The organism is Bacillus sp. SRB3LM, assembly GCF_015712745.1.
GTDB classification, from domain to species: domain Bacteria; phylum Bacillota; class Bacilli; order Bacillales; family Bacillaceae_G; genus Bacillus_A; species Bacillus_A thuringiensis_K.
Map to the genome: position 1 here is coordinate 1 of NZ_VWVQ01000024.1, position 25,923 is coordinate 25,923.

The window sequence follows — 25,923 nt, forward strand, 5'->3', positions numbered from 1 at the left end:
GCCATAAAAAAATCCCCTCCAGATAAAACAGTATTGAGTCCATCATATCAGATGGACTCTTTTTTTACTGTCTACCTATAGGGGATAATACCAAATTTGCTACTCTTTTTTTAGTATTGTCGCTGTTCCTTCCACGACAATATCATCTGATTGATTATATATGTTTGTTTGCAACGTAATGATTTTTTTATCGTCACGCTTCTTAATAACCTCTGCCACAACGCGAAGTGTATCACCGATTTTGACAGGGGCACGGAATGAAACATTTTGGGATAAATAAATCGTATTTTTGCCTGGGAGTTTCGTTCCAAGGATGGTAGAAATAAAACTCGAGACGAGCATTCCGTGAGCAATACGTTCTTTAAACATTGTCGTTTTTGCAAAAGAATCTAAAATGTGAATAGGATTCACATCTCCAGTCAATTTTGCAAAATTGATAACATCTTCATCTGTAATTGTTTTTGTAAGGGATGCTTGATCACCGACTTGAATCTCATCATAGCGAAGCTCCGGAACAGTTTGTGCTTCTTGAAATGGATTCATTTTGTCCTCCTTCTTTTCCATATCGAAAAATGTTAGCCATCTTGATGTAGTAGGAGGAAGAAAGAGTTTTGTTTGTGCTGCGGTTAGCTCCCACATTTTTCTTACTTGATGGAAGTAAATAGATTTTTTGAGTTTTCCTCGAACTTTTTTGCGAGTTCCAACTGTTTTGACTTGAACTCTTCCAAAAAACCCTCTAACTGTTTTTGAGCCTCTTCACGTTGTAATTGTTGTTGCTCAATAAATTGTTTTGTTGTTTCTTCAAATTGACCGCTTGTTTGTGTAAGAATTGACAAAGAAGTTTTTGTAGGAGAAACGGTAAGCTGATGCATATGAGCAGAAAGTTCCTTCCACTTGTCTTGCCATTCGTTAATTTGATCATTTAAGGAGTTTCCAGTTAATTGTTTCACGTAATCTGTATATTGGTTATTGAACTGAGCAGTGAGTTGTTGCAGTTCTTTTTCTAGTTCATCTACTCCTGATGTTAATTTATGCAAAGCGTCTTGTTGTTGTTTTAATGTTTCTAAAGTAAGTTGCTCTAACTGTTTTCCAGCTGAAGAGAAAAGGGAAAGTGATTGAGACCAGTTTTTCCAAAATGCATCGACTAATTCGTATGGTTTAGTTTCCATTGTTTGACCCCCAAATGTTTTTTTGCATATTGTGAACGCAGATTACTCTGCTGTACCACCAGGTGAAGATGAAGAATCCTTTTCATCCTTTTCTGGAGAAGTAGAAAATGGAAAGAATGCATTGGTGTATAACGTGAAAAACGTTCGCAACATATTTTGATAATGTTCAAAAGAAGTCGCACATGTTGTTAAATATTGCTCTCCATATTCAGTTAAAGAATAAATTCTTTTTGCCGGCCCTCCATCGCTTGTATCCCAAGTAGAAGAAATAAGGTTTTCTTTTTCTAATTTGCGTAGTGTTCTATAAACATTACCTTGGTCAACAGAAGAAAAGCCGATATCCATTAGCATTTGAATAAGTTTGTAACCATGAAGACTCCAGTCTTTTAGACAGAGAAGTAAGAAGGGAACTAAGAAGTTTTTTGGCATGGAGTTTGGTTGTTTCGCTTGGTTGCTCTCCAAACTTTCGCGTTGTTCTGGTTCATTTTGTAGCATGATTGTGCATCACCTCATGAATCAGTTAGATGGAATTTTTTGCTTATAAGTGCAATTTACACCTATCTGTTTTTAAAGTCAACACATTTGTTAGAAAATAGAAAAAATAAAATATAGACTTGAAGTTTTATTCAGAATATTAGAAAATAGTGAATAGGTTGAATTGTTTCAAAAACGAAAAAGGGAGTGTAGGTAAAGTGATTGATCAAAAATTCGATCCACTACAAGCATGGAAAAATGCTTATGAACAAACCGAAACATTTTGGGGAAAAGCGCTCAATGAAACAATTAAAACAGAAGAATATTCTGCTTGGATGGGCAGCGTTCTAGATTTGAATTTGTTTTATCAAAAAGCATTAAATGATACGACAAAAAACTATTTAGAACAAGTAAATGTGCCGACGAAAGAAGATATCGCAAGAGTGGCTACGCTTGTTATTAACTTAGAAAATAAAGTAGATAACATTGAGGAGTTTCTAGAAGAGAAAGTAGATTCTTTAGGACAAGCTCCTACATTAAAGCGTGATGTGACGAAAGTAAAACAAGATATTCGTACGCTTGAAACAAAAGTAGATCAAATTGTAGAATTGCTAGAAAAGCAAAATGCAGTACTAGCTAAACTACAAGTACCTGTAAAAGAAGAGGTAAAGCCTGCGAATAAACCAGAAAATAAAAAATGATAAAAACGCTTGTTTATAACAGGTAAAAGAGAGAGGGAGAATCTCTTTTCACGTATAAACAGCGAAACATAATTATATATGGACTCTATAGTATGAGTACCAAAATGATTCATAACAATCGTTCACAAATTCATTTAAGGGGGAAAAGAAATGGTTCAATTAAATGGAAAAGTAGCAATCGTAACAGGTGGAGCAAAAGGAATTGGAAAAGCAATTACAGTAGCATTAGCACAAGAGGGAGCGAAAGTAGTTATTAACTATAATAGCAGTAAAGAAGCAGCTGAAAATTTAGTAAATGAATTAGGAAAAGACGGGCATGACGTTTATGCAGTGCAAGCGGATGTTTCTAAAGTAGAAGATGCAAACCGACTTGTAGAAGAAGCTGTGAATCATTTTGGTAAAGTTGATATTCTTGTTAATAATGCTGGTATTACAAGAGATCGTACATTCAAAAAGTTAAATCGTGAAGATTGGGAGCGCGTAATTGACGTGAATTTAAGCAGCGTATTTAATACGACAAGCGCGGTTCTTCCATACATAACGGAAGCGGAAGAAGGAAGAATTATTAGCATTTCTTCTATTATTGGTCAAGCAGGTGGATTTGGCCAAACAAACTACTCAGCAGCAAAAGCGGGTATGTTAGGATTTACAAAATCATTAGCGTTAGAACTTGCAAAAACAAATGTCACTGTAAACGCTATTTGCCCAGGATTTATTGATACTGAAATGGTAGCAGAAGTACCAGAAGAAGTACGTCAAAAAATTGTTGCAAAAATCCCGAAAAAACGTTTTGGTCAAGCTGATGAAATTGCAAAAGGTGTAGTATACCTATGCCGTGATGGTGCGTATATCACAGGTCAACAATTAAACATTAACGGCGGATTATATATGTAATGAAGTAAGAAAAAAGTGCATATCCATAGCAGGAATGCACTTCTTTTTTTAAGAAGAAAATCGACCAAAAAGGAGATAAAAAAATGACTACATTCGCAACAGAATGGGAAAAGCAATTAGAGCTATACCCAGAAGAGTACCGAAAAGCGTACCGCCGAGTGAAAAGGGCGAGTGAAATTTTATTACGTGAACCAGAGCCGCAAGTAGGATTAACGCCGAAAGAGGTTATTTGGACGAAGAATAAGACGAAGCTTTATCGCTACATTCCAAAACAAGAAAAAACACAAAGAGTTCCAATTCTATTAATATATGCTCTTATTAATAAACCATATATTATGGATTTAACTCCTGGAAATAGTTTAGTGGAATATCTAGTGGATCGTGGTTTTGATGTGTATATGCTTGATTGGGGCACATTTGGTTTAGAAGATAGTCATTTGAAATTTGATGATTTCGTGTTTGATTATATTGCAAAAGCAGTAAAAAAAGTAATGCGAACTGCAAAATCGGACGAGATTTCTTTACTTGGTTATTGCATGGGTGGAACGCTAACTTCTATTTATGCAGCACTTCATCCGCACATGCCAATTCGTAATTTGATTTTCATGACAAGTCCTTTTGATTTCTCTGAAACAGGATTGTATGGTCCTTTATTAGATGAGAAATATTTCAATTTAGATAAAGCCGTTGATACATTTGGAAATATTCCGCCAGAAATGATTGATTTCGGAAACAAAATGTTAAAGCCAATTACGAACTTTGTTGGTCCATATGTTGCTTTAGTAGATCGTTCAGAGAATGAGCGCTTCGTCGAAAGCTGGAGATTGGTTCAAAAGTGGGTTGGTGATGGTATTCCGTTCCCAGGTGAATCATACAGACAGTGGATTCGTGATTTTTATCAAAATAATAAATTGGTTAAGGGTGAACTCGTTATTCGCGGACAAAAGGTAGACCTTGCAAATATTAAGGCGAATGTCTTAAATATTTCCGGGAAACGTGATCATATCGCTTTGCCATGTCAAGTAGAAGCATTACTAGATCATATTTCTAGCACAGATAAACAATATGTATGTTTACCAACAGGGCATATGTCTATCGTTTACGGTGGAACAGCTGTAAAACAAACATATCCGACGATTGGAAATTGGCTTGAAGAGCGTTCTAATTAAAAATAAAAAAATCCAACTAGCCTATGTTAGTTGGATTTTTTTATGAAAAATAACAAAACATAGAAAGGAGAAATTTATATTTTAGGAGTATAATTATGAAACTTATGACGGGTAAGTTGTTTTGGAATACAGGAGTTTCTGTACCTTGTTATCCACTGTTAGAAAATGATATGATATGTGATGTGCTCGTAGTCGGAAGTGGCGAAGCCGGTGCTCATATAGCGTATTCTTTAGCGAAAATCGGTATGAGTGTAATGCTTATTGAAAAAAGAGAAATAGCATGTGGTAGTACATTTGCAAATGTAGGTTTATTACAGTTTCTTCATGATAAATCGTTAACCTCACTTATCCATACATTTGGTGAAGAAAAAGGGGTACGAGCATATAAACTGTGTTACGAAGCGTTACGAACAATGGAGAAAGTGGTACCTACTCTCGATATTGATCCCTATTTTATGCCAAGAAGTAGTTTATATTATGCAAGTAAAAGTGAGGATGTCTCATTTTTACAAGAGGAGTACAATACGTTGCAGAATTATGGATTTCCTGTTGAGTATTTTACAGAATCTGATATTAAGGAACGTTATCCTTTTATAAAACAAGCGGCATTGTATACACACGGTGATGCTGAGGTGAATCCGTATTTACTAGCGCATAGTCTTTTGCATAAAGCAAACCAAATGGGAGCTAATATATATGAACATACAGAGGCAATACATATAAAAAAACGGCAAAATGATTTAATTTGTTACACGAAAACAGGAAATCAAATTGTAGCAAAGAATATTATTATGGCGACGGGCTATGAAGCGCTTTTTGGGAAGAAAGAAAAAAATACAACAGTAGAGGCATCTTATGCAGTTGTGACAAATGAAATAGATCAGTTTGATGGCTGGCATGAGCGATCGTTAATTTGGGAAACAGCACGTCCCTACTTATATTTTCGGACGTTTCAAAACCGCATTATGGTAGGCGGATTAGATGAAGCGATGCAAATTCAACCGATTGGTGATACGAAACTATTGCGTAAGCGTGATATCCTTATTAACATTGTAAGAGAGATGTTCCCACAGTATAAGAATATACAAGCAGAGTATTATTGGGCAGCAGCATTTGGTAGTAGTCATGATGGTCTACCTATTTTAAAAGAAGATAAGAAGATACATAATTTATTTTACGCATTATTGCACGGAGGTAATGGAACTGTGTATGGAATGGTATTTGCCAAATTATTTGAGCAGTTATTTACAAATAAAGAAAGTAAAGATTTTTCTTTATTTAATCGATAGAAAAAAGGTAGCGAAGTGATGGAATGAGAGATATAAAAAAGTTTTTACAAAAATTACGTCCTGTACAACTCATCGTTTTGTTTTATTTATTAGCGGTAGTTGTATCGGTGATATTGCTTAGTTTACCGTTTGTTACGAAGCCTGGTGTGAAATGGACATTTATAGATTCGCTTTTTACATCGGTTAGTGCGGTAAGTGTTACGGGACTGTCTGTTATTACGATTTCAGATACGTTTACTACAGCAGGAATTATTGTTTTAGCCCTTATTCTACAATTAGGCGGCTTAGGAATTATGGCGCTTGGTACATTTGTTTGGATCATTACGGGAAAAAAGATTGGTTTGCAAAGAAGAAGATTAATTATGGCAGATCATAATCAAGGAAATTTATCGGGTCTTGTAGAATTGATGCGTTCTATTTTAATTGTAATTATTTCGATAGAACTTATTGGAGCAATCCTATTAGGTACAAGATTTTTACTTTACTTTCCGACTTGGCAAGAAGCTTATTTTCACGGTTTCTTTGCAGCTGTTAGTGCGACTACGAACGGCGGATTTGATTTAACAGGACAATCATTAATTCCATATAAAAAAGATTATATTGTTCAAATGATTCATATGTTACTAATTATTTTAGGCGCGATTGGTTTCCCTGTGCTAATGGAAGTAAAGCAATTTCTTAGTAAAAGGCGACAACAATTATTTCGTTTTTCATTATTTACAAAATTGACGACAACAACATTTTTTGCACTCGTTGTTGTTGGTACAATTATGATTTTTTTACTGGAGAGAAATCATTTTTTAGTAGGAAAGTCATGGCATGAAACTGTATTTTATACATTATTCCAATCTGTGACGACGCGAAGTGGTGGACTTGCTACGATGGATATACGTGAATTGTCACAACCGACGCTTTTATTTATGAGTATATTAATGTTTATAGGGGCATCTCCAAGTTCGGTTGGGGGCGGAATACGTACAACAACATTTGCTGTTAGTATATTATCGCTATACAATTTTGCGAGAGGCGGGAGAACGGTTAGAGTCTTCAAACGTCAGCTACATGAAGAGGATGTGCTGAAAGCATCTGTCGTTATGACAATGGGTATTTTATTATGTGCTACAGCATTATTTATTTTATCTATTACGGAAGATGTACCGCTTATGAGTCTAATTGTTGAAGTCTGTTCTGCTTTCGGAACGACAGGACTATCGACGGGTATTACGCCAGATTTAACAACTGTTGGTAAAATTGTACTCATTGTGCTTATGTTTATCGGTCGCGTTGGTATTTTAACATTTATACTAGCTAGTGGCGGAAGAGAACAGCCACCTCGCTATAAATATCCGAAAGAGCGGATTATTATTGGATAGTATGAAACCATTCTACCTATGTTAGGTAGAATGGTTTTTTAGTCGTTAATGCCAAATTGCGGATGCATAAAAGCATCCTTTTTATTATCTACTTCTTTTTTTAGCAACTCTTGATTTTCTTCTGAAATCCACCCAATATCATTTGTAGGATGGATCCACTCTTCTCCAGCCATAATGGCAGGATCTACTTCATCACTCCAATTGTTAAGCGGACTGTTCTCGGAATTATATTTACTGTCTCCAATTACAACATCATATTGATTCAAAAAAGGTTGTTGCATCGTTTTTCCTGTTCCTTTAAAAGATGGAAAATTCATTTGATGCGGGAGCGTTTCATCTAAAATGGGTGACTGAATTTTATCTTGCTTCTTCAAAATACGAGCTCCTTTTTATAATGATTTCTTCATATGTAGTATTTCCATCTAACGCCTCTTATGTACTTGTTAACACTTGCCAGTAATAATTATTTCAGCTTGCTTCAAACTAGAGTAGAAAGTGATTTCTTGAGAGCAGGTGAATGTATTGGTAAAAAGAAAAGTGAAACAAAATGCGGCAATTAACAATAATAAAACTCCGAAAGAAAGCTTACCAGATGCAGAATTTGCATTAGAGTATGAAGGAGAAAATAGCGCGAAGTATGCAAATCGTAATTCAAAAAAAGGGAAATAAAAATGAGGCGTTTTTTACAAACGCCTCATTTTTTTGTGGGATTATAAAGGATTTTTTAATTATTTGTAAATTTAGTGTTTTTTATTAGCAGAAAAATGCGAAAAAACATAGAAGTAGCAACGTATTACACAAAAACAAACAACAAACAAAAGATTAATGTTGGTTTAATACTGCTTTTACACTAGTTGTTTATATTTGAGTTGTACATAAGATTTGTAAAAGGAGAGAGAAACAGTGAAAAAAACAATCTTTAAAGCTGTAGCGACTGGAATGGTATTTTCGTTATTAATGGGGTGTGGTGCAAAGAAGGAAGAAAGTGCTGGAGCGAAAGTGAAAGATGACAAATTATCTGGATCATTAACTGTTTACACAGCGATTGAAGAAGAGCTTGTACCAATTTATCTTGATTCCTTTAAAAAGAAATATCCTGATGTGAAATTGAACATTGTACGTGATTCAACAGGAGTTATTACTGCGAAATTGCTAGCTGAAGGAAAAAATACACAAGCAGATGTTGTATGGGGAACTGCAGCATCAAGTCTATTAGCTTTAGATAAAAAAGATATGTTAAAAGGGTACTCTCCAAAAGGAGCGGACCGCGTTCTTTCGCAATTTAAAGATGACAAACAACCTGAAAAATGGGTAGGAAATACTGCATTTATGACGGGGGTTGCTATAAATAAAGAAGAATTAAAGAAGAAAAATTTACCGATGCCAGAATCATACGAAGACTTAACGAAACCAGAATATAAAGGAACGCTTGTTATGCCACATCCGGCTTCTTCTGGAACAGGATTTTTAACAGTTTCTGCATGGCTACAAATTATGGGTGAAGATAAAGGCTGGGATTACATGAAGAAACTTCATGATAATATGGCAACTTATACGCATTCAGGCTCAAAACCAGCGAAATTAGCAGGTGCAGGTGAATATCCAGTTGGCGTATCGATGGTTTATAGTGCTTTAAAGGAGAAACAAAAAGGTGCACCAGTTGAAGTTGTATTGCCGAAAGAAGGATTAGGTTGGGAAGTAGAAGCGAACGCACTTATTAAAAAAGATAATGCAAAAAATGAAAAATTAGCGCAAGCATTTTTAGATTGGGCAATTACTGATGATGTAATGAAGTTATACTTCGAGAAAAATGGATTTGCAACAATTAAAAATGATTATAAACTTCCAGATGGATTCCCGAAAGATGTGACGGAAAAATTATATAAAAAGAATGACTTTAAGTGGGCAGCAGAAAATCGCGACAAAATTTTAGAAAAATGGGAAAAAGAGTTTGGCCAAAAAGCAGAACCGAAAAAGTAAGTGAGTGGGAGAGAGAAAAAATGAGCGAATATTTATCAATTCAACACATTCAAAAACAGTTTGATGCATTTACAGCGTTAAAGGATATTTCTTTTACTGTGAAAAAAAATGAGTTTGTATGTTTATTAGGCCCAAGTGGCTGTGGGAAAACAACATTGCTTCGAATTTTAGCAGGGCTAGAAGAGGCGACAACAGGTAGTATAGCTGTGAATGGAAAAGATATTACAGCATTACCTCCTGGAAAGAGGAATTTCGGAATGGTGTTTCAATCATATGCATTATTTCCGAATTTAACAGCACTTGAAAACATTGAATACGGCTTAAAGACAAAAAAGTATGGAAAAGCAGAAGTAAAAGAGAAGGCGCTATCGGCGTTAGAACTAGTTGATTTACTGAATGTAAAAGATAAATATCCTGCTCAAATGTCTGGTGGACAACAGCAGCGAGTAGCACTTGGACGTGCGCTCGCTCTGTCTCCGGATATTTTGTTACTCGATGAGCCGTTATCTGCTTTAGATGCAAAAGTGCGAGAAAAGTTGCGTAGAGAAATGCGTGATTTGCAAGAAAAAGTAGGAGTAACAACTATTATGGTCACGCATGATCAAGAAGAGGCATTAACGATGGCTGATAAAATTGTTGTAATGAATCATGCGGAAATTATGCAGATTGGAACACCAGAGGAGATTTATCAAAGACCAGCCAATCCGTTTGTGGCAGATTTTATTGGTTCTATTAATTTCTTTTCGAAAAATAATGAAGAACATGCAATTCGTCCTGAACATGTAACAATTGTACAAAAGGACGGTATTAAAACGGTTGTGGAAAGCATGGAATTCCGAGGATCTGTATATCGGACAGAAGTGCGAGTCGTAGAAGAAAAAACACATCTTTATAACGAGAAAATTGTAGTGGATATATTGGTATCAGAAGTGGAAAAAACCGCTATTAGAAAAGGAAAGTCGATTCAAATCTCTTTCTCAGAAAATCATATGTTGTCATATGGAAAGAAGGTCATTGTATAGATGGAGATGTTAGAAAACTATAAGGTAGAAAGTACGAAAAAAAAGATTAAGAGAAGTATAGGGAAAGAGGAATGGATCCAAAGGTTCGTAATTATCGGTATGATTCTTTCTTTCCTTATCATACTTGTATTACCGCTATTACAACTATTTACACAAGCTTTTTATAATAAAGATGGAGTTTTCATTGGTTTAGCGAATTTCAGTAAATATTTCACAACACCAACTTTAGTTCAGTCTTTACAAAATACAGTATGGATTTCGGGCGCAACAACAATTATTTCAGTTGCAATCGCATTCGTTTACGCATATGCAATTGCCCGTACGAATGTTTTTGGAAAGCGTGTATTTCAGTATGTAGCGTTATTACCATTGTTCGCACCAACGATGATGCACGGTATAGCACTTACATATTTATTTGGTAATCAAGGGCTAGTAACGAAAGGAATGTTTGGTTTATTTGAAGGTATACAAATCCCTTTATATGGCCCAGTAGGAATTGTAATAGCTGAAGTTATGTATACATTTCCGCAAGCCTTTCTTATATTGCTAATTGCCTTCCAAGGATCTGATTATCGTTTATATGAAGCTTCTAATATGTTAGGGGCGAGTAAAACAAAGCAATTTTTCACGGTTACTTTACCTAGTGTAAAGTACGGATTAATTAGTGCAATGTTTGTTGTGTTTACACTTAGTTTTACTGATTTTGGGGCACCAAAAATTGTTGGTGGTCAATATAATGTGCTTGCTACTGACGTATATAAGCAAGTAATTGGACAGCAAAATATGCCGATGGGTGCAACTGTCGGAATGATTTTATTAATCCCAGCTATATTCGCATTTGTAGTTGATCGTATTACGCAAAGAAAGCAGGCAAATTTCTTATCTTCAAAAGCAGTACCATACAGAATAATAGCTAATAAGAAAAGAGATGTCATCTCATTCATATATTGTAGTGTGATTACACTTATGATCATTCTATTATTTGTTGCAGTTGGTATTGCTGCAAGTGTGAAAGTATGGCCATATAATATGAGTTTTACATTTGAGCATTTTAATTTTTCGAGTTTAACAGGAGATGGACTTGAAGCATTTAAAAATAGCGTAATTGTTTCAGCAGTTACAGCAGTTATTGGGGCGATTTTCACATTTGTATTCGCATATGCAATTGAGAAAATAGACCAGCTACAATTTTTCAGAAAAACAGGTTACTTTTTCTCTATCGTTCCTTTAGCGATACCAGGTTTAGTACTCGGATTAGGATATGTCTTTTTCTTTAGTCAACCAACGATTCAAATTCTGGGACTATCAGTAACGAATCCGTTTCATTCTTTATACGGAACAATTGCTGTGTTAGTACTAGTAAATATCATTCATTTTTATTCTGTAACATTTGTCACGGCAACGACTGCCTTAAAGAAATTAGACCGAGAGTTTGAGCTTGTTTCGCAGTCGATGGGTATTCCGTTTTATAAAACATTCTTCCGAGTAACAGTACCAATGTGTTTACCAGCAATTTTAGAAATGGTAATGTACTACTTCGTAAATTCAATGGTAACTGTATCGGCAGTTGTATTCCTATATGCAGCTGATTTTAAACTAGCTGCCGTATCAATCGTAAATATGGATGATGCAGGAAATGTAGCGCCAGCAGCTGCAATGAGTGTACTTATTGTTGTTACAAATATTGTAGTGAGAGTTGTATATGAACGGGGAACGAAAGCACTTCGTAACCGAACTTCACAATGGCAAAAAAGATAAGTAAGAAAGGTGATGGACAGAATGAAAATTGAAGCAGTTATTTTTGATTGGGCAGGTACGACGGTTGATTACGGATGTTTTGCACCACTAGAAGTATTCATGAAGATTTTTCAAAAACGCGGCGTTGAAATTACAGCAGAAGAAGCACGTAAGCCAATGGGATTATTAAAAATAGATCATGTAAGGGCACTAACAGAAATGCCTCGTATTGCTGATGAGTGGAAGCGTGTCTTCGGTCAATTACCAACAGAAGCAGACATTCATGAGATGTATGAAGAGTTTGAAGAAATTCTCTTTTCTATTTTACCAAGTTATGCTACGCCGATTGATGGGGTAAAAGAAGTAATCGCTTCTTTACGTGAGAGAGGCATTAAAATCGGTTCAACAACGGGCTATACGAGAGAAATGATGGAAATTGTAGCAAAGGAAGCAGCGTTACAAGGATATAAACCTGATTTTCTTGTTACGCCAGATGATGTTCCAGCAGGCCGTCCATATCCATGGATGTGCTATAAAAATGCAATGGAACTTGGTGTGTATCCGATGAACCATATGATAAAAGTAGGGGACACAGTATCAGATATGAAAGAAGGTAGAAATGCTGGAATGTGGACAGTTGGTGTAATTCTTGGAAGTAGTGAGCTCGGTTTAACGGAAGAGGAAGTGGAGAGTATGGATTCGATAGAGCTTCGTGAAAAAATTGAAATAGTTCGTAATCGGTTTGTTGAAAATGGGGCTCATTTTACGATTGAAACGATGCAGGAGCTCGAAAACGTAATGGAACATATGGAGAAACAAGAACTTATTATTTCATAAAAGGGGCACGGGATCATGAATGAAAATCACTACTTATTATTAACACCAGGACCATTAACGACAACAAAATCAGTAAAAGAAGTTATGCTATACGATTGGTGTACGTGGGATGATGAATATAATACGATGGTGCAAGAAGTAAGAGCTAAACTTGTATCGTTAGCGACGAAGGAGGAAGAGAAATATACAACAGTGTTAATGCAAGGAAGCGGTACGTTTTCAGTTGAAGCAGTAATTGGTTCTGTTATTCCGGGAAATGGGAAGCTCCTCGTTTGTACAAATGGTGCGTACGGTAAGCGCATTGTTCAAATGGCAGAGATGTTACAGATTGATGTAGTGATCAGTCAAACAGAAGAGTGGGAACCTACTAATATTGTAGAAGTAGAAAAGTTATTGCAAGAAGATAAAGAGATTACACATATTGCAGTTGTTCATTGTGAAACGACGACAGGAATTATAAATCCAATTGTAGATGTATGTAAATTAGGACAACAGTATGGAAAGGTTACAATTGTTGATGCGATGAGTAGTTTCGGCGGGATTGAAATAGACATTGCTGATTTACAAATTGATTTTTTAATTAGTAGTGCGAATAAGTGTATTCAAGGGGTTCCTGGATTCGGATTTGTAATCGCAAAACGTGATGAATTATTGAAGTGTAAAGGGCAAGGACGCTCTTTATCTCTTGATTTATATGATCAATGGGAAACGATGGAAAAACAAAATGGGAAATGGCGTTTTACTTCACCTACACATGTTGTACATGCTTTTTATCAAGCACTACTTGAACTAGAAAAAGAGGGAGGAGTAAGAGCGCGTTACAATCGATATTACAACAATCAAAAACTACTAGTAAATAGAATGGGAGAAATCGGATTTAAGCCACTAGTAGATGAGGAATATCAATCTCCTATTATTACATCTTTCATTTATCCAAAAGAGGGGTTTGAGTTTCAACAGTTATATAACGAATTAAAGCGTTATGGATTTGTTATTTACCCTGGAAAAATTTCGAAAGTAGATACGTTTCGCATTGGAAATATCGGTGATGTACATGAAGAAGATATTAATCGCTTAGTTGATAGTATTGCTAAAGGAGCTGTTATTGGGTGAAAGTATTTTGCTTAGGTGGAGCAGGTAAAATTTGTCGCGAAGCTATTTTGGATTTAGTTCAATTTTCATCTTTTGAGACGATTACTGTAGCTGATTTTAACGAGGTAGAGGGCCGTAAAGTAGTAGAATGGCTCAACGACCCTCGTGTTGATTTTGTAAAAGTAGATGTAACGAATCACGAGGATACGGTTGCAAAAATGATTGGTTATGACATTGTAATGGACGGTACGACGATAAAACTAAACGGATTGTCGACTCGCTGTATTGCAGAAGCAGGCTGTCACGGTGTGAACTTAAATGGATTTGGTGAAGAAAATGAATCGCATGCTATATTTGTTCAAAATGAAAAAACATGTTTACCTGGATTTGGCATGACGCCAGGTGTAACGCAAATGATGGCAATGCATGCAGCAAATCAACTGGATACTGTAGAGTCCGTCCGTGTAAGTCACGGTTCGTATCGTCCGATTGCTTTTTCTGCTTCAATTACAGAGACAACGACATATGAATATGATCCACATTTACCATCGCGTATAGTGTATGAAGATGGTGAATTTAAGCAAGTACTTCCGTTTGCGCGTCCGAGAGAAATAGAATTGCCAGCGCCTTATGGTAAGGCAACGCAGTATATCATTCCGCATTCTGAAACGATTACGTTAGCAAAGGCACTAGAAAATAAAGGTGTCAAACTGATAGAGACGAGAGGAACTTGGCCAAAGCAAAATATGCAACTTGTACGTGCTTTATATGATTACGGCATATTGCGTAATGATCAGATTGAAATAAACGGGAAAGAAATAGGTATTATGGATTGTATTTCGCAGTATTTATTACAATCGAAAGAAGGACAAGAAACAGAGCTTTATGGATATGCACTTCATGTAGAAGTAATAGGTATGAAAAATAATGAGAAGCAAAGACATGTGTTATATCATACACACCCGTTATCTGATGGTTCTGTTGTAGGATGGGAAAAATTAAGAGCGTATACGAGAAACGTCGGTATTCCATTTGGGATTGCTGCAGAGTTAATTGCAAATGGAAATGTAAATAGGGTGGGTGTTGTTACGCCTGAAGAAGCCTTTGAAAATCCACAATTGATTTTTGATGAGCTAGCAAAGCGTGGTATTCATATTCATGAAGAAGTTGCTACTTACAAAGAAAATTATAACTTTGTATAAGTAAGGAAGTTTATGAGGGAGATATAAATGGGGTGAAGCTATGTCTGTAGTAGGAGAAGAAAGAAAGCGAACCATTCTTGAAAAGGTAGAATTTAAAGGAAAAGTAAAGGTTTCAGAATTAGCGAGAGAATTTGCTGTATCAACAGAAACGATTCGTCGATATTTAGAAGAATTAGATCGTGAAAAGAAGCTGAAAAAAGTGTATGGTGGAGCTGTTCAACTTCCAGGCGCTGGAGTAGAGGCACCAATGTTAGAACGAGAGATGCTGCATATAGAAGAGAAGAAGAGAATTGGGTATAAAGCAGCAACGTTTGTGGAAGATGGAGATGTGATTGCAATTGATGACGGAAGTACACCACTTCAAATGGTGCCATATCTTGTACATCGTAAAAATTTAACGATTGTAACAAGTTCATTTCCAGTAGCGACACAATTAATTTCTTCTATTAATAAAAAGATGTTTCACGGTGAAGTTTTATTTATTGGTGGGAAAGTATCTCCAAAGCATTCACGCGTATCAGGATCTATTTCGCAGCAAGTCATCCAGCAATTCCATTTTCATAAAGCATTTGTTTCGATTGATGGATTATTACCTAGTTTTGGAGTTTCTAGTTTTGAATTGGAAAAGGCGAAACTGTCAGAGGCGATGATGAAATTAGCTGAGAAAACATATATTTTATGTGATCATACGAAGGTAGGCGTGAAAGGGAATTATCGTATAGCAGCAATTTCGCGTATTCAACACGTAATTTGTGATAAAAAAATGCCATATAGCTTTGAAGAAGAACTTATGAAGCATAATATTCAGTGGACAGTTTGTTAAATACAGTGAAAGCACATAAACACCCGCCTAATTTTTAGGAAGGAGTTTTATTGTCTGCAAATCGTAAAATAAAAGATTTGCATTTATGCAAAAAGTGGACACATTTTCTCACCTCTTTCATATAATTTACCAATACAAAAAAAGTTGGTCGAAGGAAAGAAGGGAGAACATGTCAGAACGAATATATAATAAACTTGTATTGTACGCGAATATTTTGCAAAAAATCGGTGTCATCAATGAGAAGGAAAAAAGTGAAATTCTTCATACGATAGGTAAAAAATCCCTTTGAATAAAGGGGTTTTTTTATTTTTATCTTTAAAAATATAAATTTAATGTAATATTCTCATTGACAATGATAATGATATTCATTATCATTTATTTGTGAGTAATTGATAAGTATTATCAATTAAGAAAATTATATATGATAGGGGATATTATTTTGAAAAAAAATTATATGAAGGCGCTAGTAGTAGCGACAACATTAGCAATTCCATTTGCTACGTACTCTACTCCAGCATTAGCGGCATTAAAAGTTGAAGCAAATCAATCGGTAGCAGCAGCGAGTGATCGCACGTATGATACTGAGATTAAAATATATAAGGACCAAAAAGACGAGCCATCTATGGTTTCTCAATATATAAAAGATCCTAAAGTAACGATTGCAGCTGGCAAAAAAGTTGTCACTGTAACAATGCAAGATAGCGATTATTTTCAATATCTTAGAATAGAAGATAGAAACCAGCCAGGTGTATTTCATGATGTGAAAGTTTTGTCAGAAGATAAGAGGAAGAATGGAACGAAAGTAGTTCAATTTGAAATTGGCGAGTTTGAGAAGAAGAACAATATGCAAATGCATATACTTATTCCGGCTATTGGATATGATCACAAATATCAAGTTCAATTTGAAATTAAAGATCCAACTGTAGGTAACAAAGAAACAGAGAAACCAGATGATAACTCTAATTCAGGCAATACGGAAACGGATAATCCAGTTGATAATCAAAATATGATAACAGATAACAAATTAAGAGAGCTTGTTAATAAAAAAGTATTTAATAGAAAAGATTTAAATACACCAATTACGAAAGATGAGTTATTACAAGTAAAGGATTTGTTTTTAAATACAAATGAGATACTTGATTATAGTGCATTAAAATATATGCCAAATTTAAAATCTTTAACAGTTGCGAATGCGAAGATAAAAGATCCGTCGTTCTTTGCGAACTTAAAGCAATTAAATCATTTAGCTTTGCGTGGTAATGAATTTGCAGATGTAACGCCACTTGTTAAGATGGATAATTTAGAATCCCTTGATTTAAGTAATAATAAAATTACAAACGTTGCACCACTAACTGAAATGAAAAATGTAAAAAGTTTATATCTATCAGGCAACCAAATAGAAGATGTAACAGCATTAGCGAAAATGGAACAACTAGATTACTTGAATTTAGCAAATAATAAAATTAAGAACGTTGCTCCATTAAGCGCTTTGAAAAATGTAACATACTTAACTTTAGCAGGTAATCAAATTGAAGATATTAAACCGTTATATTCATTACCTTTAAAAGACTTAGTATTAACGCGTAATAATGTTAAAGATTTATCGGGTATTGATGAAATGAAGCAATTAAATAAATTATTTGTCGGGAAAAATCAAATTAAAGATGTGACACCACTTACTAAAATGACTCAGCTTACAGAATTAGATTTACCTAATAATGAATTAAAAGATATTACTCCATTATCAAGTTTAGTAAACTTACAAAAGCTTGATTTAGAAGCGAATTATATTTCAGACTTATCACCAGTTAGCAATTTGAAAAAATTAATATTTCTAAGTTTTGTTGCAAATGAAATCCGTGATGTCCGACCAGTTATAGAACTAAGTAAGACGGCTTATATTAATGTCCAAAATCAAAAAGTATTTTTAGAGGAAACAGAAGTAAATAAAGAAGTAAAAGTACCTGTATATGAAAAAGATGGTGAGGTTTCTACGAAAATCCGTCTGAAGAGCGATAATGGTACGTATAGTAATGGTGTAGTGAAATGGAGTACACCAGGTGAGAAAGTATATGAATTTGGTGTGAAAGATCCATTCGCGGATACAGGAATCTTCTTTACAGGATCTGTTATTCAAAATGTAGTAGAAAGTAAAGATGGTAATACATCTAAAGAAGATGAGAAAACAGAAGTGGTAGAATTTAAAGATGTACCAAAGGGACATTGGTCAGAAGAAGCAATTAATTACTTAGCGAAAGAAAAATTATTTATAGGCTATGGAAATGGTGAATTTGGATTTGGTGATAACATTACTCGTGGACAAGTAGCACTTCTAATACAAAGGTATTTAAAATTAGGAAATAATCTAGAACCAAAAACGGCATTTACAGATACGAAAGGAAATATGTATGAAACGGCTATTGATGCAGTGGTTCAAGCTGGAATTATGACAGGCTATGGAAATGGTATGTTCCGTCCGGATGGAGTATTAACTCGATATGAAATGTCAGTAGTACTACAAAGAGTATTTCAGTTAAAAGAAAATGAAAATAGTACAGAGAATTTTCAAGATATACCAAATGACCATTGGGCGAAAGGGTATGTGAAAGCTTTAGTAGATAATAAAATATCAAAAGGTGACGGGGAAGGGAATTTTTTAGGAGATAATTTCGTAACACGTGAACAATATGCGCAATTTTTATATAATGCAATAAAGAAATAAAAAATGAGGAGAATGCGCTATTCTTTAATTAAAGAATAGCGCATTTTTTATGTACAAAATGAAATAGGAAATAGATAGGAGTATAGACATATGAATAGCCTATTTTAAAGAAGAACGACGAAACTATATTGACAAAAAAGCGTTCTCATGTGATAATTCAATTAAATTTTTAGAATAATCAAAAAATACTCCTTTTACATAGAAAGGATTCGAACCTTATATGAATATTATGCCGGGGGTGACGAAATGTTATTTTTTCTGAAGAAATGGAATGAATTAAAAGATGTGAAATCTGAATTGGCACTTCGTGATTGGTTTTATGGTACCAAAATTAGCTTATCGCTATGTACGTCAAAAGAGCCGTTAACATTTTTAGTAAACGTTGAGGGAAGAGATAAAGGGCTATTTTCGGAAGAAGATTTTATTGTCGTAAATTGCATGTGCGAGTCAGTATTTGAAAATGAAGAAAAACCAGCTGCAGAGTCATTTATGCATGCGGATATTTATAAAAAAAGTAGTGCAGGATGTATTTTACAAGTGCAGACTGTAGATAGTCATTTAATATCAGAGTTATATGGGGAAGAAGGAGAAGTAACGTTCGATAAACGCAGTGTGGAGCGTGTTTTCGGAAAAGAAGGTATAACAGAAATGACAATTCCAATTGTAGAAGATGAAAAAAAATTCGCTGATTTATTAGAAAGCAATGTTCCGAATTTCATTGAAGGTGGAGGGGTAGTTCTTGTTCATAATTATGGCATGATTGTGTGGGGAAAAACGCCAGAAGAAGCGAAAAAATGGTTAGAGGGTATAGAATATTTAATGAACTATCATGTAAAGTTATTAATGATTAAGGGTGCAAGGAGCTCTGTTATATAAAAATGGATGTGACATGGCTACAAGTTAATAATAAATGAAAGCGTTTTAAAAATAATTTCACTCATAAAATATAGGTCTCCTTATTATATATAGATTACATGTTGACATGTAAGGAGGAACATATTTTGCGAGTTAAATATCATTTTCTGCCAAAACAGCAAGTAACATTTTGCAAGATAAATGATTCTGGTGAAGAGGCACTGCAAATGATGAACGAAACGGGATTTCGAGCCATCCCAGTATTAGCAGAAGATGAGAAGAAATTCACGGGGATTATTTATAAAGTAGATTTATTAGAAAAAAAATGCAATAGCGGATTAGAGCATGTAAGTGCAGGAGATATGCTCGCTGATTCTAATGCATTTATTTTTGAAAAGGATTCCTTCTTCAGAGCTTTTTATGTAATTCGTCGGCTTCCGTTTTTAGCCGTGCTAAATGATTATAATGAATTTGTTGGTATGTTAACGCATTCGAATATATTTGATGTTATTGAAGATTCATTTGGTATGCGAACAGGTGGTTATATATTAACAATTGCAACACAAGATTGTAAAGGAACGATTAAAGAGCTTGGTACATTGTTAAAAGCATATAATATTGGTGGCCTATTTACGCTAGATAACGGTGATCAATATATCCGCCGCGTTATTGTAAATATATCAGATGAGTTAGATGAAACAAAATTAAAGCAATTAATCGGAAAAATAGAGAAAAAAGGATTCAGAGTGAGTCACGTAGATTATATTTAAGTTAAAAAGAAAAGTACCTATCTGTTATATATAGATAGGTACTTTTTTGTCCCGCTATTTGTGGGCAGTAAAATCCATGTCTCAAAATTTGGTGAAAGCAAAGAAGTTAGGTGGGCGGGTGTTGCCCGTAAAAGCCCGATTGGTGAGGGCTAATTAAAGTTTCACTTTATGTGAGTAATGAACTTTATTTTGAAACAGGAGGCGGGGATAATGCTAGATCAGATAAGAAAATAAAGTCTGCATGCTCACGAATTTTAGGGATAGAAGTTTCAATAACGCGTGATGTAATTTCACCTGGAGGACCCACATGCCCGATAGCTACCATAATAGGTTTTTCTTGAATTTTTTTGATGAGTAATTGGGCTTGTTTTGAAATATGCCTTGCTGTATACACATCATCAAAAAATAGTTGGTTTTCAATAATAGGAACTCCTAATTCTTTTCCGATTTTTGGGACGACACTATTAGGGTTAGTTTTACTATCTAAGTAAAATAAACCGTGTTTTTTACAAGCAGCAAGTATAAGGCGAACAATTCTTTCATCCGCTGTTACTTTTGAGCCCATATGATTGTTCATTCCAACTGCATGCGGTACTTCTTGAATCGCTTGTTCAAGTCGGTTGTTTATTTCTTCATCACTTAAATCAGTTGTAATTGCTTTCGGCCCAAGCCATTCTTTTTTGCCTTTTATAGGTTCCATTGGCATATGTATAATAACTTCATGGCCTTTCTTATGGGCAGCTATTGCATCTTCTTTTGTGGAAGGAAGAAAAGGCATAACAGCAACAGTGAGTGGAATGGGAAGTGATAACATTTGATTAGTCCCCTTCATATTATTACCGAAATCATCAATGACAATAGCAACTTTATTCGTATGAGCATTTGCTTGAATAGGAAATAAGAAGGACGGTAAAAACAAAACAATGATGAATAATGCAATCGTATATTTTCGCATATAAATATTTCCTTTCTATTGTTATCCCGCTATTTGTGGTAGTAAGACTCCCACCTCAACATTGGGCTGGATAGGTGGGAGATTCACTGCCTACCCGATTGGTGAATGCTAATAATCAGTGGGGGCTGAACAAAAAACACTGATTAAAGTTTCACTTTATCAATCATCATTATGTTTTGCTTTTTTATATAAATTAAACAAAAAATGTCGAAGAAAAGTAGGTGGAAAATTAAGAATCCCCGGTTTACGTAGAATTTATAAAAAAACAAGATGAAAAAAATGTCTATTATTGCGAATGTATTTACAAAGATAGAATAATTTGTAATAATTCTCAAAGTGAGGGTAAAGATTTGTAAATTACAGGGAGAAAATGTTAAAATTTCTGATTCTTCAAATTTGCATATGATTAAGTAGTTAAAAAAGTCAATGGAGAAGTGAAGTTAAGAGCATGGAAGTATAATAAGGGGGATATGGATGTTTACTGTAAAAAGGAAGTACACATTAGAAAAGCTTTCACGTGATATTCATATGAAACGTGAAGAAATGATTCAACTAGGATTAACAAGTGGGTTAAATAGTAGGGAGACAATTCAAGTTAGTCAAGAATTGGACAAGCTTATTTTACAATATCAATGTTATAAAGACAAACAAACACCGAAATGGTTTTCAATTATAAAAATACCTATTTTCCAAATCGGGTATGAAGGAAAATCAAATAATTTTTGGCGAATGCTTGTGGCTGGTTTTATGAAATAAGTATAATTACCCTTATAGGATAAGGATAATTATACTATGTGTAACGGAATTTCGATATGAACTGTCGTTCCTTCGTTTTCTGTACTGTCAATAAAAATATGCCCATTATACATCTCTACAATTCGTTTACATATGACAAGTCCAAGACCTGTTCCAGTATCTTTATTAGTAAAGAACGGATGAAAGAGGTGTTTTTGAATATGTTGCGGAATCCCTTTTCCAGTATCTGTAATCTGCAATTGTGCGTGTGTTTCATTGTTTTTTACTACAATGGTTAGTGTATCACTAGAAGTCATGGCCTCAATTGCATTTTTTGTAATGTTTAAAACCACTTGTTTCATATGGTCTTTCGAACAACGGATATGAACAGGATGGTCTGGCAAATGTAAATGGAATACAATGTTATGTAAATTCGCCTCAGATTGAATAATTAATGCTATCTCATTTAGAATTGTTCTTACATCATATGTTTGTTCGATGATGGCGGTTGGCTTTCCGAGAATAAGAAATTCACTTACAATTTCATTGATTCGCTCTATTTCTTGTTCAATTACGGAAAAGTAGAACTGATCTTGCTCATCTTTATATTTCTCTTTTAATAGAGCGACGAGTCCTTTAATTCCAGTAAGAGGATTACGGATTTCGTGTGCTGTACTCGCTGCAAAAGTTCCAACTAATTCAATTTTCTGTAGTTCATTTTGTTGTCTTTCAAGTTTTGTTTGACGTTTTAACAACATGTATTGAACAAGTAAAAATAAAATAGACATTAAAAATAAAGTAGCGATACACTCTATTGTAACCCACTGGTATAAGGTTTTTTGATGAATAGGTAATGGAGAAACAGAGACCTTCCAATTTAATCTTTGGAGTGGGGTAGTAAGCATATTAGAATGCGTATCACTTGTGTCGTTATTATCATCGGTTAGAAAAACTACATCATGTTTATCAGTTACCTCAAAATGGTATTGTGGTTTAATGGCATTTAAAGAAGATGAAATGTAATCAAAGCGTAAACTAGCTAATAATAATCCTGAGAGCTCCTTCTGTTTATTAAATATGGGAGCAGCAATCATAATAGCTTTATGTCCAAGAACGCGATCAGTAATGACTGATGATACAGTGGTTTTTTTAGTTTGGAGCACGTCTTGAATATATTTACGGTCTGAAACATCTATAGGCTTTGATTCATCTTTAGATGCGATTGTAATGACTCCTTCTGGTGTAGCGTAATATAGACCAGAAAAGCGTGCATCGTTTCCATCTGTATCATGTACAATTTGTTTAATGCCATTTATATTACCAGTCTCGGTGCCTACAACTTTTGCAAGCATGTCTAAAGCAGAAATTGCTTCACCAAGATGATGATCCAAATAATCTCTATATAAAAAGAGAACTGTATGAGCGGATAATTTGTTTTCCTGTTTCATTTTATATGTATGATACGAATAAAATGTAGCACCAATCCCTATTGTCGGTAGGATAACAAGCAATATATATATAATTATGCTTTGGAATTTGACTTTCAAATGTGGTACTCCTTCTTTTTTTATTATCATTATATATAAACTATGTTAAAATTGTCATGTTTTTATTCAAGAATGATTCTTAATATATTAGGGGAGAGGAAATGAATGAGTGAATGTTCATTCGGAATTCACATGAAGTATGAAGTGGCATTTTCTTTTTATTGCTGAGAATTTAAGTGAAGGGTTGAAAGTTGTATGACATCAAATAATGAACGAGAAGATATTTCTCAATCTTTAAAAGTATTTATTGCATTATCTCGTGTGCATCGTTCTGTTATGGATACTACAAATAAATCTATACAAAGTAACGGGTTAAATCCAACTGAATTTGCTGTATTAGAACTGCTATATCATAAAGGCGGTCAACCACTTCAGCAAATTGGTGAGCGCATTTTAATAGCTAGTGGCAGCATTACATATGTTGTAGATAAGCTGGAGAAAAAGGGATTAGTAAAGAGAATCCCATGTCCGAATGACAGACGTGTTATTTACGCGCAATTAACTGAGTCTGGCGAGACCTTTATTGCTTCTATTTTTCCGGGGCATGAGAAAGTTATACATCAGTCTTTTGAAATGTTAACGAAAGATGAAAAAGATGAATTACTTGATTTATTAAAAAAAATTGGGAAGTATGAAAAATAATATGTTCCAAAGGAGCTTTGGATAAGTAAATCCAAGGCTTTTTTATTTGCAATGAACTCAGGGCAGTCACTGCCGAATTTTGTTGAAAATTAAGAGGGAATTCGAGAATACGTATTGAATTATAATAAAGGTATGTAATGGAGAGGAGGCTCGTTCATGTCATTTAAAGACTATGAATATAAACGCCCAAATATTGAAGAGTTAAAAGAGAAATTTACTGTTGCTTTAGAGAAGTTTGATAACGCAAAAACTGTAGAAGAACAAAAACAAGTCATTCATTCAATTAATGAAATTCGCAACGATTTCGGTACAATGGGAAACCTTTGTTACATTCGCCATTCTGTTGATACGACGGATACTTTTTATAAGGAGGAGCAGGATTTCTTTGATGAATTCTCTCCAGTTGTACAAGGATATGGTACAAAATATTATAAGGCACTCATTAATTCTCCATTTCGTGAAGAATTAGAGGCGTATTATGGAAAACAATTATTTGCTCTAGCAGAATGTGATTTAAATACATATTCAGATGAAGTCGTGAAAGATTTACAATTAGAAAATAAATTATCATCGCAATATACACAGTTATTAGCATCTGCAAAAATTGACTTTGCTGGAGAAGAAAGAACGTTATCGCAACTGATTCCGTTTATGCAAGGAAAAGAAAGAAGCGAACGTAAAGCAGCAAGTGAAGCATACTACGGATTTTTAGCTGGAAATGAGGAAGAACTAGATCGTATTTATGATGAGCTTGTTAAAGTGAGAACGAAAATCGCAAAATCTTTAGGTTTCAAAAACTTTGTTGAACTTGGATATGCAAGAATGTACCGTACAGATTATAATGCGGAGATGGTGGCTAATTACCGTCAGCAAGTGCTGGATTATATCGTTCCCGTTACAACGGAATTAAGAAAGCGACAACAAGCACGTATCGGTGTAGAGAAGTTAGCTTATTACGACGAAAACTATGAGTTTGCTACAGGTAACCCAACTCCAAAAGGAGATGCGGATTGGATTGTTGATCATGGAAAGACAATGTATAAAGAGTTATCGGCTGAAACAGATGAATTTTTCAATTTCATGCTAGATAATGATTTATTAGATTTAGTTGCGAAAAAAGGAAAAGCTGGTGGCGGATATTGTACATATATTGAGAATTATAAAGCGCCATTTATTTTCTCAAACTTCAATGGAACATCTGGTGACATTGATGTATTAACACATGAAGCGGGTCATGCTTTTCAAGTATATGAAAGTCGTAAATTTGAAATTCCAGAATATAATTGGCCAACATATGAGGCATGTGAAATTCACTCTATGAGTATGGAATTCTTTACATGGCCATGGATGAAGCTATTCTTTGAAGAAGATGCAGATAAATATTACTTCTCTCACTTAAGTTCAGCACTTCTGTTTTTACCTTATGGTGTATCTGTTGATGAATATCAACATTATGTATATGAAAATCCTGAAGCATCACCTGAAGAGCGTAAGACAGCATGGCGTAACATAGAGAAGAAATATTTACCACATCGTGATTATGAGGATAATGATTATTTAGAGCGCGGTGGTTTTTGGCAACGTCAAGGGCATATTTATAGCTCACCGTTCTATTATATTGATTACACGCTTGCTCAAATTTGTGCGCTACAATTTTGGAAACGTGCAAGAGATAATAGACAAGAGGCGTGGGAAGATTATGTGAATCTGTGCCAACAAGGTGGAAGTAAATCGTTCTTAGAATTAGTAGAAGTTGCAAATTTAACATCACCATTTGCCGAAGGCTGTGTGAAAAGTGTTATTACAGAAATTGAAGCATGGTTACATGCGATTGACGACACAAAATTGTAAAAAACATGCACTTTTTTTCACATGTTTAACATCGACATAATGGGAAAATGATGAGATAATAAAAGAAAATTCAGAATACTAAAG

The 25,923-nt window shown here is 34.6% G+C and carries 25 protein-coding genes; 19 read left to right on the top strand and 6 right to left on the bottom strand.

The window, feature by feature from the left end; genetic code table 11:
• Positions 1–99: 99 nt before the first annotated feature.
• The 3 genes from F3I02_RS16185 to phaQ form a co-directional block, all read right to left on the bottom strand.
• Positions 100–543: a MaoC family dehydratase gene (locus F3I02_RS16185; protein ID WP_001067916.1), complete on the bottom strand. Its 444-nt coding sequence runs from the start codon at positions 541–543 to the stop codon at positions 100–102.
• Positions 544–644: 101 nt separating this feature from the next.
• A complete protein-coding gene (gene phaP / locus F3I02_RS16190) occupies positions 645–1,169 on the bottom strand; it encodes a polyhydroxyalkanoic acid inclusion protein PhaP (protein ID WP_000448594.1) in 525 nt (174 codons plus the stop codon).
• Between the two features lie 42 nt (positions 1,170–1,211).
• The gene (phaQ, locus tag F3I02_RS16195; RefSeq protein ID WP_000939955.1) at positions 1,212–1,664 is read right to left on the bottom strand and encodes a poly-beta-hydroxybutyrate-responsive repressor; all 453 of its coding nucleotides are present in this window, start codon (positions 1,662–1,664) and stop codon (positions 1,212–1,214) included.
• 197 nt (positions 1,665–1,861) lie between these two features.
• Here phaQ and phaR point away from each other — a divergent pair, with 197 nt between their 5' ends.
• From phaR to F3I02_RS16220, 5 genes are all read left to right on the top strand, one after another.
• On the top strand, positions 1,862–2,344 hold the full coding sequence (gene phaR, locus F3I02_RS16200; RefSeq protein WP_000566944.1) for a polyhydroxyalkanoic acid synthase subunit PhaR: 483 nt from the start codon (positions 1,862–1,864) through the stop codon (positions 2,342–2,344).
• 150 nt (positions 2,345–2,494) lie between these two features.
• Positions 2,495–3,238, top strand: a complete 744-nt coding sequence (locus tag F3I02_RS16205; protein ID WP_000250407.1) for an acetoacetyl-CoA reductase — start codon at positions 2,495–2,497, stop codon at positions 3,236–3,238.
• An 83-nt stretch (positions 3,239–3,321) separates the two neighbouring features.
• The gene (gene phaC / locus F3I02_RS16210) at positions 3,322–4,407 is read left to right on the top strand and encodes a class III poly(R)-hydroxyalkanoic acid synthase subunit PhaC (RefSeq protein WP_000206336.1); all 1,086 of its coding nucleotides are present in this window, start codon (positions 3,322–3,324) and stop codon (positions 4,405–4,407) included.
• Between the two features lie 95 nt (positions 4,408–4,502).
• Positions 4,503–5,696 carry an NAD(P)/FAD-dependent oxidoreductase gene (locus tag F3I02_RS16215; RefSeq protein ID WP_000772561.1) on the top strand — a complete coding sequence of 398 codons (1,194 nt, stop codon included), beginning with the start codon at positions 4,503–4,505 and terminating at the stop codon, positions 5,694–5,696.
• A 23-nt stretch (positions 5,697–5,719) separates the two neighbouring features.
• Complete coding sequence (locus F3I02_RS16220) at positions 5,720–7,069, top strand: TrkH family potassium uptake protein (RefSeq protein ID WP_001204712.1); 1,350 nt, start codon at positions 5,720–5,722, stop codon at positions 7,067–7,069.
• Positions 7,070–7,107: 38 nt separating this feature from the next.
• Here the strand turns inward: F3I02_RS16220 and F3I02_RS16225 are convergent, their stop codons facing one another.
• Complete coding sequence (locus tag F3I02_RS16225) at positions 7,108–7,443, bottom strand: DUF3905 domain-containing protein (protein WP_000743724.1); 336 nt, start codon at positions 7,441–7,443, stop codon at positions 7,108–7,110.
• Between the two features lie 148 nt (positions 7,444–7,591).
• On the opposite strand from F3I02_RS16225, the gene F3I02_RS16230 reads away from it, so the two are divergent.
• The 11 genes from F3I02_RS16230 (at position 7,592) to cbpA (ending at position 20,109) form a co-directional block, all read left to right on the top strand.
• On the top strand, positions 7,592–7,738 hold the full coding sequence (locus tag F3I02_RS16230) for a hypothetical protein (protein ID WP_000240798.1): 147 nt from the start codon (positions 7,592–7,594) through the stop codon (positions 7,736–7,738).
• Positions 7,739–7,972: 234 nt separating this feature from the next.
• Positions 7,973–9,049 (top strand): putative 2-aminoethylphosphonate ABC transporter substrate-binding protein, encoded by a 1,077-nt coding sequence (locus F3I02_RS16235; protein WP_131250307.1) that lies wholly within the window; start codon positions 7,973–7,975, stop codon positions 9,047–9,049.
• Between the two features lie 20 nt (positions 9,050–9,069).
• Positions 9,070–10,071, top strand: a complete 1,002-nt coding sequence (locus F3I02_RS16240; RefSeq protein WP_196478176.1) for a putative 2-aminoethylphosphonate ABC transporter ATP-binding protein — start codon at positions 9,070–9,072, stop codon at positions 10,069–10,071.
• The gene (locus tag F3I02_RS16245) at positions 10,072–11,829 is read left to right on the top strand and encodes a putative 2-aminoethylphosphonate ABC transporter permease subunit (RefSeq protein WP_163050915.1); all 1,758 of its coding nucleotides are present in this window, start codon (positions 10,072–10,074) and stop codon (positions 11,827–11,829) included. It begins immediately after the preceding gene.
• Positions 11,830–11,850: 21 nt separating this feature from the next.
• Positions 11,851–12,645 (top strand): phosphonoacetaldehyde hydrolase, encoded by a 795-nt coding sequence (gene phnX / locus F3I02_RS16250; protein WP_196478177.1) that lies wholly within the window; start codon positions 11,851–11,853, stop codon positions 12,643–12,645.
• Between the two features lie 15 nt (positions 12,646–12,660).
• A complete protein-coding gene (gene phnW, locus F3I02_RS16255) occupies positions 12,661–13,758 on the top strand; it encodes a 2-aminoethylphosphonate--pyruvate transaminase (protein WP_001004777.1) in 1,098 nt (365 codons plus the stop codon).
• Positions 13,755–14,939, top strand: coding sequence for a saccharopine dehydrogenase family protein (locus tag F3I02_RS16260; RefSeq protein WP_000862177.1), 1,185 nt, complete (start codon positions 13,755–13,757; stop codon positions 14,937–14,939). Before phnW ends, F3I02_RS16260 begins: the two co-directional genes overlap by 4 nt.
• Positions 14,940–14,979: 40 nt before the next feature.
• Positions 14,980–15,762, top strand: a complete 783-nt coding sequence (locus tag F3I02_RS16265; protein ID WP_000117668.1) for a DeoR/GlpR family DNA-binding transcription regulator — start codon at positions 14,980–14,982, stop codon at positions 15,760–15,762.
• A gap of 439 nt (positions 15,763–16,201) precedes the next feature.
• Positions 16,202–18,484 (top strand): NEAT domain-containing leucine-rich repeat protein, encoded by a 2,283-nt coding sequence (locus F3I02_RS16270; protein ID WP_196478178.1) that lies wholly within the window; start codon positions 16,202–16,204, stop codon positions 18,482–18,484.
• 246 nt (positions 18,485–18,730) lie between these two features.
• Entirely contained in the window at positions 18,731–19,360 is a 630-nt protein-coding gene (locus F3I02_RS16275; protein WP_000896006.1) for a class II aldolase/adducin family protein, read from the top strand.
• Between the two features lie 125 nt (positions 19,361–19,485).
• A complete protein-coding gene (cbpA, locus tag F3I02_RS16280) occupies positions 19,486–20,109 on the top strand; it encodes a cyclic di-AMP binding protein CbpA (protein ID WP_001264205.1) in 624 nt (207 codons plus the stop codon).
• Between the two features lie 184 nt (positions 20,110–20,293).
• On the opposite strand, the gene F3I02_RS16285 is transcribed toward cbpA, so the two are convergent.
• Positions 20,294–21,064 (bottom strand): divergent polysaccharide deacetylase family protein, encoded by a 771-nt coding sequence (locus F3I02_RS16285; RefSeq protein WP_196478179.1) that lies wholly within the window; start codon positions 21,062–21,064, stop codon positions 20,294–20,296.
• Between the two features lie 474 nt (positions 21,065–21,538).
• On the opposite strand from F3I02_RS16285, the gene F3I02_RS16290 reads away from it, so the two are divergent.
• Positions 21,539–21,820 (top strand): aspartyl-phosphate phosphatase Spo0E family protein, encoded by a 282-nt coding sequence (locus F3I02_RS16290; protein WP_000495534.1) that lies wholly within the window; start codon positions 21,539–21,541, stop codon positions 21,818–21,820.
• A 29-nt stretch (positions 21,821–21,849) separates the two neighbouring features.
• On the opposite strand, the gene F3I02_RS16295 is transcribed toward F3I02_RS16290, so the two are convergent.
• Positions 21,850–23,346: a DUF3149 domain-containing protein gene (locus F3I02_RS16295; protein WP_196478180.1), complete on the bottom strand. Its 1,497-nt coding sequence runs from the start codon at positions 23,344–23,346 to the stop codon at positions 21,850–21,852.
• 195 nt (positions 23,347–23,541) lie between these two features.
• On the opposite strand from F3I02_RS16295, the gene F3I02_RS16300 reads away from it, so the two are divergent.
• Both F3I02_RS16300 and F3I02_RS16305 read left to right on the top strand, forming a co-directional pair.
• The gene (locus F3I02_RS16300) at positions 23,542–23,988 is read left to right on the top strand and encodes a MarR family winged helix-turn-helix transcriptional regulator (protein ID WP_000203347.1); all 447 of its coding nucleotides are present in this window, start codon (positions 23,542–23,544) and stop codon (positions 23,986–23,988) included.
• 156 nt (positions 23,989–24,144) lie between these two features.
• Positions 24,145–25,839, top strand: a complete 1,695-nt coding sequence (locus F3I02_RS16305) for a M3 family oligoendopeptidase (protein WP_196478181.1) — start codon at positions 24,145–24,147, stop codon at positions 25,837–25,839.
• Positions 25,840–25,923 lie beyond the last annotated feature (84 nt).

What these genes read in the sequence shown, in the direction of transcription:
- phaQ (WP_000939955.1), bottom strand. Translation starts at nt 1,664, where the DNA reads ATGCTACAAAATGAACCAGAACAACGCGAAAGTTTGGAGAGCAACCAA.
- F3I02_RS16215 (WP_000772561.1), top strand. Translation starts at nt 4,503, where the DNA reads ATGAAACTTATGACGGGTAAGTTGTTTTGGAATACAGGAGTTTCTGTA.
- F3I02_RS16205 (WP_000250407.1), top strand. Translation starts at nt 2,495, where the DNA reads ATGGTTCAATTAAATGGAAAAGTAGCAATCGTAACAGGTGGAGCAAAA.
- phnW (WP_001004777.1), top strand. Translation starts at nt 12,661, where the DNA reads ATGAATGAAAATCACTACTTATTATTAACACCAGGACCATTAACGACA.
- phaC (WP_000206336.1), top strand. Translation starts at nt 3,322, where the DNA reads ATGACTACATTCGCAACAGAATGGGAAAAGCAATTAGAGCTATACCCA.
- F3I02_RS16245 (WP_163050915.1), top strand. Translation starts at nt 10,072, where the DNA reads ATGGAGATGTTAGAAAACTATAAGGTAGAAAGTACGAAAAAAAAGATT.
- F3I02_RS16305 (WP_196478181.1), top strand. Translation starts at nt 24,145, where the DNA reads ATGTCATTTAAAGACTATGAATATAAACGCCCAAATATTGAAGAGTTA.
- F3I02_RS16285 (WP_196478179.1), bottom strand. Translation starts at nt 21,064, where the DNA reads ATGCGAAAATATACGATTGCATTATTCATCATTGTTTTGTTTTTACCG.
- F3I02_RS16300 (WP_000203347.1), top strand. Translation starts at nt 23,542, where the DNA reads ATGACATCAAATAATGAACGAGAAGATATTTCTCAATCTTTAAAAGTA.
- F3I02_RS16275 (WP_000896006.1), top strand. Translation starts at nt 18,731, where the DNA reads ATGTTATTTTTTCTGAAGAAATGGAATGAATTAAAAGATGTGAAATCT.
- phaP (WP_000448594.1), bottom strand. Translation starts at nt 1,169, where the DNA reads ATGGAAACTAAACCATACGAATTAGTCGATGCATTTTGGAAAAACTGG.
- F3I02_RS16240 (WP_196478176.1), top strand. Translation starts at nt 9,070, where the DNA reads ATGAGCGAATATTTATCAATTCAACACATTCAAAAACAGTTTGATGCA.
- F3I02_RS16290 (WP_000495534.1), top strand. Translation starts at nt 21,539, where the DNA reads ATGTTTACTGTAAAAAGGAAGTACACATTAGAAAAGCTTTCACGTGAT.
- F3I02_RS16265 (WP_000117668.1), top strand. Translation starts at nt 14,980, where the DNA reads ATGTCTGTAGTAGGAGAAGAAAGAAAGCGAACCATTCTTGAAAAGGTA.
- F3I02_RS16185 (WP_001067916.1), bottom strand. Translation starts at nt 543, where the DNA reads ATGAATCCATTTCAAGAAGCACAAACTGTTCCGGAGCTTCGCTATGAT.
- F3I02_RS16220 (WP_001204712.1), top strand. Translation starts at nt 5,720, where the DNA reads ATGAGAGATATAAAAAAGTTTTTACAAAAATTACGTCCTGTACAACTC.
- phnX (WP_196478177.1), top strand. Translation starts at nt 11,851, where the DNA reads ATGAAAATTGAAGCAGTTATTTTTGATTGGGCAGGTACGACGGTTGAT.